At 57.2% G+C, this 18119-nt stretch carries 3 protein-coding genes; 2 read left to right on the forward strand and 1 reads right to left on the reverse strand.

Translation table 11 applies throughout. The annotated features are described in order from the left end of the window. Positions 1 to 304 precede the first annotated feature (304 nt). Positions 305 to 7816, forward strand: coding sequence for a beta strand repeat-containing protein (locus tag Fuma_RS14490; protein WP_077024754.1), 7512 nt, complete (start codon positions 305 to 307; stop codon positions 7814 to 7816). A gap of 40 nt (positions 7817 to 7856) precedes the next feature. On the opposite strand, the gene Fuma_RS14495 is transcribed toward Fuma_RS14490, so the two are convergent. Further along, positions 7857 to 9317, reverse strand: coding sequence for an IS66 family transposase (locus tag Fuma_RS14495; RefSeq protein WP_077022387.1), 1461 nt, complete (start codon positions 9315 to 9317; stop codon positions 7857 to 7859). A 54-nt stretch (positions 9318 to 9371) separates the two neighbouring features. On the opposite strand from Fuma_RS14495, the gene Fuma_RS14500 reads away from it, so the two are divergent. After that, complete coding sequence (locus tag Fuma_RS14500; protein ID WP_077024755.1) at positions 9372 to 17783, forward strand: PKD domain-containing protein; 8412 nt, start codon at positions 9372 to 9374, stop codon at positions 17781 to 17783. Positions 17784 to 18119 lie beyond the last annotated feature (336 nt).

The following is an 18119-nucleotide window of genomic DNA, read 5'->3' on the forward strand; positions in this document are numbered from 1 at the left end:
AGAAATGGCAACTATGCCAATTCCGCAGTCTGCTGCGCGAACACTTGTTTTCCGAGGAACTTGCCGCATTCGGCCCAATATCGATGTGTTTCCGCTGGCTGCAACGTTCCTGCCGCGAACGGCCTGATTCGCAAAAGTCGGCCACTATCCTCCTCTGCGACACGCCTTTATTCTCCAATCGTTGAGAGCATTTCTTATGTTGATGTCCTCCTGGCTGAAGAGCTTTTGTTCCGCTGTCACCCGAACTCGCTCTTCAAAACGAAGAAACTCGGGACGTCGACGGAGTATATCCCAGCGGAGACAGGTGCACTCGGCCGAGCATTCACAGCGTCTCGCGGAGATCCTGGAAGACCGGTGCCTACTGGCGACCATTGTTTGGGATGGTGCGCCAGATGGCGGCGGTTCCAGTGCGAACGCCGACTGGTCGAACGACGACAACTGGGCGGGCGATATCGCACCCACGACCAATGATGACCTTGTTTTCCCTGATGGCGCGGCTCAACCGGCGAGTGTCAACGATTTCGTCGGCGCAACGTTCGGTTCGATCCTCATCGAAGGCGACAACTACAGTCTGGGTGGCCAGCCGATCGTGTTGAATGGATCGATCACGATTCAGGGCACTGATAACGCGGTTGACATGGACCTGCAGCTGGGGCTCTCATCCGGGATTGCCAACACGGGCAGCGGCACATTCACAGTCAATGGCACCGTTGACCTGAACGGAAACGATCTGTCCGTCAGCAACTCCGGTGGCGGACAGGTATCACTGAATGATGCCATCTCCGGCACCGGCGGAGTCAGCTTTTCCGGAAACGGAACCGCCGTGCTGGCCACGGGTAACAGTTACACGGGCGAAACACTGGTTAGTGGCGGAACGCTCATCGTGCTGGACGCGGCCGGGCTCGGCACAGCCGATGGAACCGCAGCGACCGGAACACGGGTCATCAACAACTCCTACCTGCAGATCGAAAACTCGATCACCGTCGCCGACGAACTGCTGACGTCGGACGATGCACGCGTCGTCAGTGTGGGCGATAACGTCTGGACGGGCGGCATGACAACTGTCAGCAGTGACTATCTGTATCTGTGGCCCAACTCAGGCAGTTCGCTGCAGGTTGACGGCAACCTGACACCGTACCGGCTCGATGTCCGTTACGGAGATGTGATTCTTAACGGCGCGGCGAACACCAGTTACTACAACTACGTCCGAAGCGGCGGCACGCTGGAAGTCGACGGAACTTACACCAACTACTACTACACTTACATTCAGAACAGTGTACTGGACGTCGACGGCACATACAGCAACCAGTATTACGACACAAACGTTCAAAGTGGCAGCACGCTGGACGTCAGCGGCACCTTCAGTTCCGGTCGCCACACTTATGTGCAGGGCGGCGCACTGGTTACCGGAACCGGAACGGTCAACGCAGGAACATCCGGCTCGAACTATCAGCTTCGCGTACAGTCCGGCGGAACCATTGATCCGGGATCGACATCAACCACAGGTGTTCTCAACACCTCAGACATCTATTTTGAACACGCTAACAGCAATTTCGATGTACAACTGAACGGTACCACCGCCGGCACCGAATACGATCAGCTGAAAGTCAACGGAACCGTCCGGCTCGACGGTCATCTGAACGTCACGCTGCTGGCGAGCCTTGCTACGATCGGCGACGAGTTCATCATCATCGACAATGATGGGACTGACCCTGTTGACGGATTCTTTGTCGGGCTCCCGGAAAGCGGGCTTGTTGAGTTCGGCGGCAACATTTGGTCCATCAGTTATGCGGGAGGCACCGGCAATGACGTTGTGTTGACGACTCAGACCGTCAACCAGTTCCCCACAGGTGACCCCCAGAGCATCACCACCAATGAAGAGACGGCTGTCAACATCACACTCACCGGCAGCGACACTGATGGCGATCCCATCACGTTCTCAATTGAATCGGGTCCGTCCAACGGAACGCTCAGTGTGAGCGGGGCAAATCTGACGTACACCCCCGATCTGAATTTCGCAGGTTCCGACAGCTTTGAGTTTAGAGTCACCGATGATCTTGGCGGCTTCAGCACGGCGATGGTTTCGATCCACGTTGTCAACACTAAGGACCCGCCGACTCTGGTCAGCCTTTCGGATTCTTCGGTTGATGAGAACACTCCCATTGGTACAGCAGTGGGCACGCTCAGCACTGAGGATCCTGACGTCGGCGACACATTCACTTACACGCTGGCTCCCGGCAGTGGTGACACTGACAACGCGTCATTTGGAATCAGTGGTGATCAGCTGACCATTTCCGCCGCACCAGGTTTTGAGACGAAATCCAGCTACTCGGTGCGAGTCCGGTCCACGGACGCAGCTGGCGATTTCGTCGAAGGCGTCTTCAGTGTATCGATCAACGACGTCAACGAGGCACCAACAGCGTTAAGCCTGTCCCCTTCAGCCGTCGACGAAAACTCGCCGTCCGGCACTGTCGTCGGAACATTGGTTTCGACTGATGAAGATGCCGGTGATTCACACTCATATTTGCTGGTGCCTGGAACAGCCAGCACACACAACAGCCTGTTCACGATCGACGGCAATCAGCTGAAGACAGCTTTTTCACCAGATTTCGAACTGCAGAACAGCTACAGCATTCGAGTTCGCTCGACAGACTCGGGCTCCCTTTCGCATGAGCAATCACTGGTCGTTTCGATCAACGATATCAACGAAGCTCCGTCCATTGATTCGGGATTCAACCTGACTCCGGAATGGCTGGAAGCCAACGCCGTTTTCTCCGCTCCACACGCGCTGGACAGTGGGATTCTCTTCCCAGGTGGCCGTGGCAGCAGCCAGCAGAAGCTGTTTTCTTCGCTGCTTGTTGACGCCGACCAATTGTCAACGGCGGGGCCTCATACGATTTCCGTGACGATCGATTATGAACGGTTGACGGGCGATAACGATCCACACTTTGGAATCACCGATGGTCAGGATGTCGTCGGCCTGCGACATGTTGACAACAGTGGTGGTCGGATCGATGTCTTCGAGGCAGCGGACGGCACGGTGCTCTCCAGCCGGGGTCTTCAGACCATCGCTTCCGGCGTACCGATCCAGACACCGAACCTGCTTGAGTTCGACATTGTGGTCGATGCCGATACGGCCGTACAGAATATCAGGATCAACGGCACCCCGTTTGGTGGCCAGCACTCGACATCGCGCAAGCTCAACGCGAAATCCGGTCTGAGTCTGGTGATGTTCGCCGGCGATCCCGGCGAACAATATCGACTGAACGGAGCCACGGTCAGCATCACGTCCGCACCCGTGAACGAAGGTGATACGGCCAGACATTCCGGGACGTTCACAGACGTCGATGGCGATATCGTCAGTGTTGCAGCCACCGATGCTCAGGGGCAGCTGATCGGTGCGGTTACGCTGGATTCCTCTTCACCGGGCAGTGGTTTGTGGAACTGGACTTACGACACGACAGACGGTCCGGACGAGAATCAGGCGATCACCGTCACCGCGACCGACGAACACGGTGCGACCGACACGGCCACCTTTGATCTGCTGGTCAACAACGTGGCACCGACGTTTGATATTTTCGACGAAGATCTATCGGCTGAAGACCTGCTGGCAGACGCGGCATTTTTTGTGCGTTCGGCAACGCTCGGCAGTGACGGTCAGAGTTCATATCTGGATATTGGTCAGGGGGCCAACGCCAGTACATCGGAACCTGAGAAAATTCTGCAGGTACCGCTGGCCGATGCCGGAAGCAACGTCGACCGGATCGTGCTGAGCATTGAAGCGCCATTTGTGAGTGTTACCGGAGACGATGATCTCGGAATCGCCATAACTGACGGCACTAATGTCATCGGACTTGTGCGGGGCGACAACAACGGAGGTCAGATGTACGTCCGGGAATGGACGGACAATGGCGCCGATGGGCTTCAGACCAACAGCCAGTTAATTACACCGGGCAACAACATCGGATTCCCCACAATTCTGGATGTTGAAATCCACCTGAGTGCTCTGCAGACGGTCGTCACCGGAACGTCAAACGGATTCACGGGCACCGCCACGTCAGCTTCCGTCCTCGACCCGAATGCCGCACTGAGTTTAGTGTTAATGGGCAATAACGCTCAGGAGACGTACCGCATCCGCAGCATTTCCGCGACGGTTCACAGCGAGTTGAGCGTCAGCCCGAACCCCGTGGATGAAGGCAGCGAGGTCACACTCACCGGAACGTTTGCTGACCCCGGTGCCGGCGATGAACACACGATTGAAGTGAACTGGGGCGACGGCAACACCACAAATCATGTACTACCGGTGGGAGATCGCACGTTTTCCATTCCCTACACGTATGCAGACGACGATCCGACCGGAACTGCGAGCGATGAATACACCATTTCCGTTTCCATATCAGATGATGATGGTGGCGTCTCCGCCGGAGACAGCAGCGAGTTTGAAGCATTCAATAATGGCGCGGCAGTTCCGCTCGGAGGCGGTGAAGCCTGGTTCGCGTCGCAGTCCAGTGGCTGGAAGATTTATGATCAGTTCTCGTTGTCCCAGCAGACTCTCCTTTCATCAGCCCTGCTGCAGGTTGCCACAGAAGATTCGAACCTCAGCCAGTTCGAATTTGGCATCTTCGCTAAATCAGGCAGCCACCCGGGAGCACCACTCTCCAACTTTATATTCTCTCCCGGAGACTACGTTGCCACGCAAAATGGCATTCCCAAATCATTCAGCGGGATTGGCTGGAACATCTCTTTCGATTTTCCAGCCCCTGTGGATTTGCCCGCTGGCGACTACTTCATTGGATTCCAGGGTCTGGGATCAACGCGGTTGCGGTCACTGGGAACCGGGTCTGGCGACGGATTCATTCAACAGCAGAACAGCAATGGCGCATTCGTCAGTCGCGAAGTTGGCAATGGCAACATTCCTTTTGTCCTGACAGCCATGGATGTGGGGCAGTCTGCTACCACGAACATCATGGTGAACAACGTTGCTCCCACGGCGACAGTGACGGCTCCGTCCACAGCTGGCCAGAATCAGACGGTCAACCTTTCTGCAAACGTCAGTGACCCGGGGACAGATTCATTTACCTACAACTGGACTGTGACGCTGCCAACTGGTGGTTCCATCGGCCTGAGCGGTGCCACGCCGAGTTTCCAGACGGGCGGCGATGGGAATTATCAGGTGGACCTGACGGTCACGGATGACGATGGTGGATCAGGTTCCGCGTCGCTGCAGATTGTGGTCGACGATGAAGTGCCCACGATCACGTCGGTGACGACGGACGATGGCACCGATCTGGTGGCCAGCGGCATTCTGCCGGAGGGCACAAATGCGATCGACATCCGCTTCAGTGAAGTGGTCGAGAATACCACGGCGACTCACAAAGTCGTGCTGCAGCGCGCGGGAAGTGATGGGCTGCTGGGGACATCCGACGACCCTGTCGTCACGCTCAGCAATGTTACCTATACCGGCCTGACGGCCACCGTGGTGCTGCCGTCTCTGCCGGAAGACATCTATCGTCTGACGGTTTCCGACGACGTGGTCGACACGGCCGGCAATGCTCTGGATGGGGATACCGACGGAGTCGCCGGCGACAACTTCACCCTGGACCTCGTCGGCGGCCCCGCGCCCACCCACGACCTGACCTCACCCAACGGCTTCACCTTCGATCCGGAAATCGGCGGCTGGGGCGCCGGACAACTGGTGCAGGGAACGAATAATGCCTTTGACGGTTTGAATCGTTTGGAGGTGTCCGGCACAGCCTACCTGCCGTCGTTTGTGGAGCACGTGGAGACTCCCGCGGGTGCCAGTTACACTGGCTATCAGATGGAATCGCTGGTGCATTCCGGGGGCCTCACCGTGTCGCAGACAATTGAGCTGCCGTCGGACGGAAGCGTGGACATTTCCGGATTCATCAGAATGCAGACTGAAGCAAGGCCCATGTCCGGACTGGGTGGCGGTCGCCTTTACATCGACGGCCAACTTCATCGGGACTACATGGAGTTCTTTGATGGCCAGCAGGTAAACAGCTTCACCGGTCACAAATTACCGTTCCGGGAAGTGTTACATCTTTCTGCTGGAACTCACACGATCGAATTAAGGCCGTTCAGTGGTGGCTACCACTGGGGCGGCACGACGGTCGTGCCGCTGCAAGAATGGTTCCAACTCGATGTGATGTCGTTTTCGCAACCCTCCGTAGGTAATGGCTCGATCGAGTATTCCGGGAGTAACAGCAGTCATAGCGGTCTTGAAGTACACCGTAAAGTCACAACGCCCAGCACCGGCAGCGAAGACTTTGCACGCACACTCGACGTATTCCACAACCCGACTTCCGGCGATGTGACCACCACGGCCAGGCTGATCGGCAACCTGGGCTCCGATGCCAACACCGTTGTGTTTGCCACATCCGACGGGGACACGATTGTCGAACCCACCGACTGGTGGATCGGCACCGACGACGGTGATGGCAGCGGGGCGCCGGCCGTGATCCATTACATCCACGGTCCCGGAACCAGTCTGCAGCCGAATCAAATTGCGCTGAGCGGTGATCTGGGCGACAATATTGACTGGACCTACGACCTCACCGTGCCGGCCGGTGAAACGGTTCGACTGGCTCACTTTACGATTACCGCGGACACTCGAGCGGCCGCCATCACCGCCGCCAACGCGCTGGTGATTCCGGACGGCTTTGCCAACCAGGCGGCCGCCTTTCTGAGCGACGGGGAACTCGATTCCATCGCCAACTTCGTCTTCAACACACCGCCGCAGGCCGATGCCGGTGGGCCGTATACGGCGGACGAAGGATCATCGTTCACGCTGGATGCGTCGGCATCGACAGACAACGAAACCGCCAGCAGCGGGCTGACGTTTCAATGGGATCTGGACTACGACGGCAGCACGTTTGATGTCGATGCCACCGGCGAACAGCCCAGTGTCAGCTTCCCGGACGACTTCGCCACCCGCACGATCGCCGTCCGCGTCACCGATCCGGATGGTGAGTTCGATCTTGGGACGACGACTCTGACGGTTGCGAACGTTGCTCCGACACCATTGATCGACAGCATCAGTTTGGTTCGTCAGGAAGGTACTCAGGTTGATGTGTCGGCATCGGCGACGGATCCAGCGGGAGCGAACGATATGCTGACGTACAGTTATCAGGTGCTGAAGGACGGCAGTGCGTACGATTCCGGCAGCGGCGTGGACCAGACCAGCTTCAGCTTCACACCGGACGACAACGGCAGCTATGACATTGTGGTGACAGTGAGTGATGAAGACGGTGGGAGTTCCACGGTCAGTCAGACGATCACGGTCGACAACGGGGCTCCGGACTTGGTTCTCGATCCCGTGATATCGATCGATGAGAACGGAACCGCGATTCTGACCGGAACGATCACAGATCCGGGTACGCTGGATACGTTCACGCTGGATATCAATTGGGGTGATGCGCTCAGCCCCAACGATACGGAGCAGTACACGTTTGCGGCCAGTGCCAGCGGTACCCAGACGTTTACCCTGACGCATCAGTATCTGGATGACAACCCGACCAGTGATCCGTCAAACGTTTACACCATCAACGCCTCCGTCACTGATAATGACACTGGCACTGGTTCTGATGTCGAAGCCGTTACTGTCAACAACGTGGCGCCGACCCTCGGAAATCTGTCCATCACCTCCCCCATTGACGAGAACGATACCGCGACGCTGACCGGAGACATCGTTGATCCGGGAACGCTGGATACGTTCACGCTGACGGTCGACTGGGGCGATGGCTCACCGGTTGAAACCTTTCACTATGCAGCCGGAACAACATCCTTCAGTGAGTAGCTGTCCATTTCCGCGTGGTGCGCAGCGTGAGGTGTGGTGTTCAGTTGGCGGGGACGAGTTTGGACAGTCGCGACTGACCGGGCGGCGCGGAGGTCAGGCCGACTTCAAGTTTCAGTCGATCAAACAGACTGAATCCATCCTGCTGCCACGTCATGACCTCGGCCACCACGGAACTGAGCGTTGGTGTTTTCAGATGGAGATTCAGCGATTCCAGGACGCTTGTAAGAATGCTGCGGCGACGGGCTCCCTTCGATGTTTTGCTCGTTCGACCTGTGCGACGGTCCATGGCCGCGCCGCGAAGACTGCGTTCCGCTTCGTTGTTCGTTGCTGGCGCGGCCGGGCTTGTCACAAAACAAAACAACTCCTCTTCCGTCATCAGCCGAATCAGTTCTGAGACCAGGTTGTCAAAATCCTTGCCGAAGTCGGCCGCCCGAACATCGGAATCCTCGGCGCAGTAACGCACCAGCAGAGCCGCCAGCGTGTTATCAAGTTCATCGACCTTCGCCGCACGACCGGCATCGCCAAGACGACCATCGGCGGCGTGGCGTTTGGCCGCGTAGAAAATTTCCAGCAGGCCGTCGAGCAGTCGCTGGTACTCTTCGTTGTCCGGCTTCAGCAGCGTCAGACGGATGGCCTTCCGCAGCAGGTGAGCCCAGCATTTCTGTGCGTGACTGAAACCTCGGTACACGGCCGCATCGTCCGAAACAAGCACGCCTCCAAACAATTCTTTCGACAGGATCTGAGCCAGTGTGTCGCCGTCTTTGCGGCATCCGAAGATCAGCACGCGCGCCTTCTCCGACAAAAAAGCCCACACGCTGTTGATACTCCAACTGGTTTCGTCTGCATGCACAATCGCACTGAACGCCATCAGGTCACACAGAGATTCGAATTCCTGTTCCCAACGCCGTGCCAGTTGATTCAACAGAGCGTCCGCCTGGGATTTGCCGAGCGGCAGATTCCAGAAGAATTCAATCAATGCACACGTCTTGTCGATCGACAGTCCCGTGATGGTCACAATGCGAGCCAGCGCGATATGAACTTCAATGCCGAATTCGGACCGCGGCCACACGCCCGGAATTTCGGATTTCTCGCCGTTGGGGCCGTGATAGATTTCATAGACGACCTGCACGGCTTGGCCGTTGATCACTCTCCAGACGAAACGTTCCCGAACGAAACGGCACTCTGCGACGTTGTAACCTTCCGGCAGAATGAGTTCGCGTCGTTCGGCGTTGTCCGCTTTCTGCTCGGTTGTGCGACGACCGCGACGCGCCGAGGATTGTTTTTTGCGACCTTTTCGGCGGCCCGTTTCAGCGCGGCGTCTCTCTTCCGCCGTCACCGAAAACGCCTCGTCGAGTCGCTCTGTGGGGTTCTTACCTTCGAGCTCTTCAATCCGATCACGCAGCCGCCGGTTCTCGTCCCGCAGCTCCGCAACCTCACGCTGCAGGCTAAGCACAAGCTGCTTCACTTCCACAGCGATGATCTGACTGACATCCGTGTCCATCCACCTGTCGTATCAAAATCTAACCGACAGAAAAAGACCAGTCTCCAAGCTGAAATGGACAGCTACTTCTGTGAGACACATCAGTATCTGGACGACAATCCGACCGCGACTCCTTCCGATATCTATACCGTATCTGCCGTTGTCACCGATGATGATGGTGGTGTGAGCGGTACTGTAACTCCATTTGCCCCGGCGGGCGGCGAATTCCGGGTTAATACAACGACATTAGGTGACCAGCTACTGGCGCAGTATGGTGCATCGGCAGGTCAGGGCGTCGCCACCGATGCGGTCGGCAACTTCGTCGTGGTCTGGACGGGCTCCGATCAGGACGGTTCCGGAGTGTTTGCTCAGCGATTTAACGCCGATGGAACTGCGGCGGGCAGTGAATTTCAGATCAACACCTACACAACTGATGACCAGTATAAGCCCGCCGTCGCGATGGACGGGGCCGGGAACTTTGTTGTTACCTGGAGCAGCGTCGGCCAGGATGGAACTGGAAGTGGTGTTTATGCACAACGCTACGACGCGGCAGGAAATCCGGTTGGAGCTGAGTTCCAGGTCAACACCACGACTGCAGACGGGCAGGGCAGCCCGTCCGTTGCGATGAATGCCGTCGGCAATTTTGTGATCACCTGGACCAGCGGCAATCAGGACAGCGACAAGAGTTCAGGGGTGTTTGGGCAGTTGTACGATTCTGCCGGCAACGCAGTCGGTACCGAGTTCCAGATTCACACGCACACTCCCGGTACGCAGAGTCTGCAGTCGGTCGCAATGGACGCGGTCGGCAATTTCGTTGTCACCTGGAACAGCAGTAATCAGGACGGCGATGACTACGGTATCTACGGGCAGCGGTTCGACGCGAACGGCAACGCTTTGGGTAGTGAATTCCAGGTCAACACCTATGTTACTGGCAACCAGCTTTATCCATCCGTGGCGATGGACGGCACCGGAAACTTCGTCATCACATGGGGCAGTCTAGAACAGGACGGTGGCCTCTTCTCATGGGGCGTGTATGGCCAACGATACGCTGCCGACGGCACGGCGATGGGTAGTGAATTCCTGATCAACTCAGCAACCGACCACCACCAGAATATGCCTTCGGTCGCGATGGATGCCGTGGGCAACTTCGTCGTCACCTGGGAAAGTCACTCCCAAGATGGCGATCGCTACGGTGTGTTCGGTCAGCGATACAATGCTGACGGCAGCAGCTTGGGCAGCGAATTTCAGGTCAACACGCGTACGAGCAACGAACAGAGACATCCCTCGGTGGCGGTCGACGGCACCGGGAGCTTTGTTGTTGTCTGGAACAGCTACGGTCAGGAGGACGGCAGTGCATTCCCATGGTCGTGGGGCGTTTATGGGCAACGATTCACTGGTTCATTCGGGGGCCCCGGTGGTCCTGACACCGTTGACGTCACTGTCAATAACGTAGCGCCGACGGCAACCATCACGGGGATGCCAGTGACAGCGGACGAAGGTGATGTTGTGAGTCTGGGCAGCAGCATCTTTGACATCGGCACCCTGGACACTCACACGTTTGGGTGGAGTGTGACGAAGAACGGAGCGCCTTATGTCTCCGGCAGCGGCACGACAATCGACTTTACCCCCGATGACAATGGTACCTATGACGTTGTGCTGACCGTCACCGATGATGATGGCGGCGTGGGCACAGCGACCGAAACCATTGAAGTCAGCAATGTCGCACCGTCAATCGCCGGTCTGGCCATCACCTCGCCGATTGACGAAAACGACACTGCGACACTGACGGGAGAGATCGTCGATCCGGGCACGGCAGATTCGTTCACGCTGACCGTCGACTGGGGCGATGGTTCGCCGGTTGAAACCTTCGCTTACACAGCCGGAACAACATCCTTCAGCGAGACACACCAGTATCTGGACGATGGCCCAAATCCGGGCGGTGTGGGGACACATGAGTACACAGTCTCGGTGACAGCAACGGATGATGATGGTGGGATGAGCGGTTCGCCCGTACCTTTCGGTCCGGCGGATAGTGAGTTTCGCGTCAACACAACGACTGTAGACAGTCAGCAGATCTGGACTGGTTCAGGTGGCGGACGAGCAATCGCGACTGACGCGGCTGGAAACTTCGTTGTCGTGTGGTCCAGTGGCAATCAGGACGGCAGCAGCACGGGTATCTTTGCTCAGCGATATGACGCTTCCGGCAATCCTCTTGGCAGCGAATTTCTCGTCAACACCACAACTGTCGGCGAACAGATCGACCCGGCTGTGGCAATGCACGAGTCCGGCAGTTTCGTTATCACATGGACCGGCCATGATGGCAGCTCTTTTGGAATCTTTGGCCAGCGGTTTGACGTTGCTGGTAATACCCTGGGAAGTGAGTTCCAGGTCAACACGTATACACATCTGTATCAACGCCTTTCTTCAGTAGCGATCGATCAGTCAGGCCGCTTCGTCGTCACGTGGAGAAGCGATCCGCAGGATGGAGATGGGTTCGGAGTATATGGTCAGCGATTCGCCGCCGACGGAGCTCCGCTGGGAGGCGAGTTCCAGGTGAATACGACCACGATCAGCGGTCAGTACAATCCCACGGTTGCCATGGACAATGCAGGCGGATTCATCATCGCGTGGAGCAGTCGATTTCAGGATGGTGACGGCTGGGGCGTGTTTGGGCAGCGGTACGATTCAAATGGCATTGCTGCAGGTGGTGAGTTTCAAATCAATACCACCACGGCCAGCAATCAGTTTTCTCCATCTGTCGACGTGGATTCCTCGGGCAATTTTGTCGTTGCGTGGGAAAGCTACACCCAGGACGGAAGCGGAAATGGAGTGTACGCACGGCGCTATACTGCTGCCGGTTCTCCGATTGGAGCCGAGTTTCAGGTCAATACGTACACGACCAGCAATCAGAGTAGTCCCTCAGTCGCTGTTTATCCGACAGGCGATTTTGTGATCACTTGGGGCAGCACCGGGCAGGATGGCAGTGGTGTGGGGGTCTTTGGACAGCGATTTGACCCGAGCGGCTCTCCGGTCGGCAGTGAATTTCAGATCAATACTTATACCAGCGAGAACCAAAGTGCGCCGTCCGTTGCAATCGGTCCGGCAGGTACGTTCGTTGTGGTGTGGAACAGCCGTGAACAGGATGGCGACACTCATGGCGTATTCGGCCAGCGGTTCATCGGCGCCTTCGGTGCAACCGGAGGTCCCGATATAGTTGATGTCACCGTCCAGAACGTTGCCCCTACAGCCGCGATCACTGGCGTACCAGTGGGAGCCGAAGAAGGGGATTTGATCAGCCTTGGCAGCAGTTTTAGTGATGTGGGCAGCCTTGACACTCATACATTGGCCTGGATCGTCACGAAGAACGGGACACCGTTTTCCTCTGGCAGTGGATCGACATTCCAATTTACCCCGGATGACAACGGCACGTATGACGTTGAGTTGACTGTGACCGATGACGATGGCGGAATTGGTAAGGCGACCGAGACGATTGAAGTTGGCAACGTTTCACCTTCAATCGCCAACTTGGCCATTTCCTCACCGATCAACGAAAACGAGACCGCAACGCTCACGGGCAGCATCGTCGATCCAGGGACGGCAGATTCGTTTACGGTAACTGTCGACTGGGGCGATGGATCCCCGGTCCAGACATTCAGTTACGTTGCCGGGACAACATCCTTCAGCGAGACACACCAGTATCTGGACGATGGCCCAAATCCGGGCGGTGTGGGGACACATCAATACACTGTCTCTGTCACGGCCACGGACGATGATGGTGGCCGGTGGGAGGCAAGCGATGGTGATGAATTCGCTGTGAACGCACCGACTCGCTACAGCCAGGACCGTCCGGACGTCGTAGGACTAAGCGATGGCGGGTTTGTGGTCGTCTGGCACGGTTCACGAGACCTCGGCTACGGCGACGGAAACCTTGACGGTGTCTTTGGTCAGCGATACGACGCCTCCGGTTTACCAGTCGGTTCCACATTCCAGGCGAACACTTACATCCAAGGGTATCAACAGCTGGCGAGCGTGGGAGCGCTAACAGACGGTGGCTTTGTCGTTTCCTGGCATAGTCGTCCCCATTCCAGCAGCAGCGATCTGGGGCCACAGGATGGCGACGGCTATGGCGTATTCGCGCAGCGATTTGACTCCGGAGGCAACCGAGTCGGTGGGGAATTTGATGTTAATGCGACCACTGCTGGAGATCAGGGACGGCCGCAGGTTATCGGACTTGCCGATGGCGGATTTGTCATCACGTGGACCGGAGAAGACCTGGATGGCGATGGGATTTTCGGGCAGCAGTATGACGCGAGCGGCGTTGCTGTCGGAGGAGAGTTCCGGGTCAATACTACCACTGCTGGCGATCAGAAGAATCAGGAGGTCACGTCTCTGTCCGACGGCGGCTACGTTGTGGTTTGGGATGAAGCTGGTGTCGGCGAAATCCGTGGCCAACGCTACAACTCAAGCGGTGTCGCAGTCGGTGGCGAATTTACAGCCACCACTTCGAGGATCACTCCGTTCCTGGCGGCCGTTACCGGCTTGGCGGACGGCGGCTTCGTTGTTGGTTGGCACGGTTCAGACGGTTCTTCGTATGGTGTTTATTCACAGCGCTATGATTCCACTGGTGCGGCGGTCGGGGCTGTCATTCCAATCAACTCTTCTACCAATGACCGCCAGCAGGAGATTCGCCTTGCGGCGGGCGAGGATGGCGGCTTTGTCGCCGTCTGGGACAGTCTTCATCAGGATGGCGACAGACTCGGTGTGTTCGCGAGAAAATTCGATGCTCTGGGCCAACCACTCAGCGACGACATTCAAGTCAATCAGCACATTCCCGAGTCTCAGTTCCAGCAGGCCATAGCAGGTTTGAGCGACGGCAGCTTCGCTGTCGCATGGAACAGTTGGGCACAAGCTAGTGAGCGCGGCTACAACATTTATGCCAGAAAGCTAGGGGATGCGACTTTCAATGGAAGTGTGTCACTTGACGTCACCGTTAACAACGTGGCTCCGACGGCAACCATTACAGGTGCGCCTACGACGGCCGACGAAGGTGATGCCATCAGTTTGGGCAGCAGTATCTTTGACGTCGGCACCCAGGACACGCACACACTCGGATGGAGCGTGACGAAGAACGGCACGCCGTATGTCTCCGGCGGCGGCGCGACATTCGACTTCACACCCGATGATAACGGTACCTATGCCGTTGTGCTGACGGTCACCGATGACGATGGCGGTGTGGGCACGGCGACAGAAACGATCGAAGTCAGCAACGTCGAACCGACAATTGCCAATCTGGCTGTTACGACTCCGATTGATGAAAACGACACGGTAACTCTGACCGGAAACATCATCGATCCGGGCACGGCGGATTCCTTCACACTGACGCTCGACTGGGGCGATGGCTCACCGGTCCAGACCTTCACCTACGCGACCGGAACGACGTCCTTCAACGAGACGCATCAGTATCTGGACGATGATCCCACTGCCACGGCCACTGACGTTTACAACATCGGCATCACCGTCGAAGACGACGACACCGGCAGCAATTCGGCGGCTGCCAGTGTCACCGTCAACAATGTCGCGCCGATTATTCAGAGCTTCAATGCTCCGGTCATCAACGAGGACGGAACAGCCACCATCACCGGCTCGTTCACCGATGTCGGTACGCTGGATACGCACGAAGTCACGATCACCTGGGGTGACGGAACGTCATCCGCTGCAACGGTCGATCCCCTGGCACGCACCTTTACGGCGTCGCATCAGTATCTGGACGACGACCCAACTGCCACGGCCACTGACGTCTACAACATCGGCATTACGGTCGAAGACGACGATAGCACCAGTAACTCTGCAGCGACCATCGTCACCGTCCACAACGTGGCCCCGACGCTGGTCCTCGATCCGGTGCTGGCCATCGATGAAAACGGAGTCGCCACACTGACCGGAACGATCACCGATCCCGGAACGCTGGATACGTTTACTCTCGACGTCAACTGGGGTGATGCGCTCAGCCCGGACAATACGGAGCAATACACGTTCGGGGCCAGTGCTTCCGGCACTCAGACGTTCACATTGACGCATCAGTATCTGGACGACAATCCGACCGGAGATCCGTCCAACGTTTATACGATTAATGCCACGGTCACCGACGACGACACGGGAACTGCTTCCGATGCCGAAACGGTCACCGTCAATAACGTGGCCCCGACGCTGGTCCTCGATCCGGTGCTGGCCATCGATGAAAACGGAGTCGCCACACTGACCGGAACGATCACCGATCCCGGAACGCTGGACACGTTTACTCTCGACGTCAACTGGGGTGATGCGCTCAGCCCGGACAATACGGAGCAATACACGTTCGGGGCCAGTGCTTCCGGCACTCAGACGTTCACATTGACGCATCAGTATCTGGACGACAATCCGACCGGAGATCCGTCCAACGTTTATACGATTAATGCCACGGTCACCGACGACGACACGGGAACTGCTTCCGATGCCGAAACGGTCACCGTCAATAACGTGGCCCCGACGCTGGTCCTCGATCCGGTGCTGGCCATCGATGAAAACGGAGTCGCCACACTGACCGGAACGATCACCGATCCCGGAACGCTGGACACGTTTACTCTCGACGTCAACTGGGGTGATGCGCTCAGCCCGGACAATACGGAGCAATACACGTTCGGGGCCAGTGCTTCCGGCACTCAGACGTTCACATTGACGCATCAGTATCTGGACGACAATCCGACCGGAGATCCGTCCAACGTTTATACGATTAATGCCACGGTCACCGACGACGACACGGGAACTGCTTCCGATGCCGAAACGGTCACCGTCAATAACGTGGCCCCGACGCTGGTCCTCGATCCGGTGCTGGCCATCGATGAAAACGGAGTCGCCACACTGACCGGAACGATCACCGATCCCGGAACGCTGGACACGTTTACTCTCGACGTCAACTGGGGTGATGCGCTCAGCCCGGACAATACGGAGCAATACACGTTCGGGGCCAGTGCTTCCGGCACTCAGACGTTCACATTGACGCATCAGTATCTGGACGACAATCCGACCGGAGATCCGTCCAACGTTTATACGATTAATGCCACGGTCACCGATGACGATACGGGAACTGGTTCGGATGCTGAAACCGTTACTGTCAATAACGTGGCGCCGACCGTGGTTCTCGATCCGGTCCTGGCCATCGACGAATACGGCGTGGCCACGCTGACGGGAACGATCACCGATCCGGGTACGCTGGATACGTTCACGCTGGATCTGAACTGGGGTGATGTCCTGAGTCCGAACGACACGCAGACGTTCACACTTGGTACATCCGCGCTGACCGAAGCCGTCGACGGCATCAACTGGGATCCGAACACCCGCGAATTCTCGCTGGACCATCAGTATCTGGATGACAACGGCAGTGGCGACGCTTCCAATGTCTACACCATCGGTGTGGATGTCACCGACGACGACACCGGAACTGGTAGCACAAGCACCACAGTAACCGTCAATAACGAAGATCCCGTGTGGACCAGTCTTGTCAATCCAGCGGAGGAATGTGGTCACGGCGCAGAAGGTGAGCCAATCACGATTGATCTGGCGTTTGAGGACGTCGGTACTCTGGATGAGCACACCATCGTCGTCGACTGGGGTGACGGGAATGTCGAAACGTATGTTCTGACGGTCGGTGATCGGGCCGCTTCGTTGAGCCACACGTATCTCGCTGGAGGCATCTATTATATTGACGTCGACCTCAGCGATGATGACACTGGTTCCGATGGCACCTCCACGCTGGCTGTGATTTCCGGCGCTAACATTCTGCAGGTGAACGGTGAAGACGTCTTGCAGATCATTGGAACCGATGCGGACGACCACATCAGCATCAATCAGACCGGCAACGGCCAACTGAAGGTTCACTGGGACTTTCTCGGAGATGATCCACGCGTCTTCCCGCTGGCGAATGTGGACCGGATCATGGGAATGCTGTGCGACGGCGATGATCATCTGACGATCTCGGGAAAAGTTACTTTGCCAACCATTATTGATGCCGGAGCCGGGAACGATCACATCAACGGTGGAGGTGGCAGCAATATCCTGCTCGGCGGTGACGGGGACGACCGCCTGAATGGTGGGTCAGGGCGAGATCTACTGATCGGAGGCATGGGCGTAGACCGGTTGGTTGGCGGTCCCGGTGAGGACATCATGACCGGTGGCGTTCACACCACGAACGGCTCAGATACTCTGCTGGATAACTACAGTTCGCTGCTCGCGACGCAGGACCGCTGGCTCGGAGACATCGACGGAATCCTCTCCGGCGATCAGGACCCGTTAGACGATGCTGCTCTGGCAGCGTTCTTCGCTTCCGTCGGCGATGACGGCGGAGCTGCCGACAAACTGACGGGGAGTTCGTCGCGTGATTGGGTTCTACTGTTCGGCGGCGATGATTGGACTGACCAGAACAGCAAAGGAAATGGCAAAAAGAAAAAGTAGCCTTCCTTCCTGTTTGTCAGCCCGGCGGTTGGAAGATTAGAGCGAAGTCGCCGGGAGGGCGGCTTCGCTGCTCTGATGCCCCGCGCGGTTCAATTAATGTGCGCAGCAGGCTCCAAGCGGCCACTGCGTGATACCGGTCATGAGTTTTGCGGACCATTGGAGCGTTCTACCATCACTGTACTGCGGAGAAGTGTTGAAGCTGATGTCTGATCCATTGCTGGCAATCCGAAACAACCACGCCGCTTTCTTCAGCGATCTGCCAATCGTCTCTGCAGGAGATTTGAGTATGTACGTGCATACATCGGATATTTCCAAAATCGCTTTGGCGAACAGTGG

Origin of the sequence: Fuerstiella marisgermanici (assembly GCF_001983935.1) — a bacterium.
In the GTDB taxonomy this organism is placed as follows: domain Bacteria; phylum Planctomycetota; class Planctomycetia; order Planctomycetales; family Planctomycetaceae; genus Fuerstiella; species Fuerstiella marisgermanici.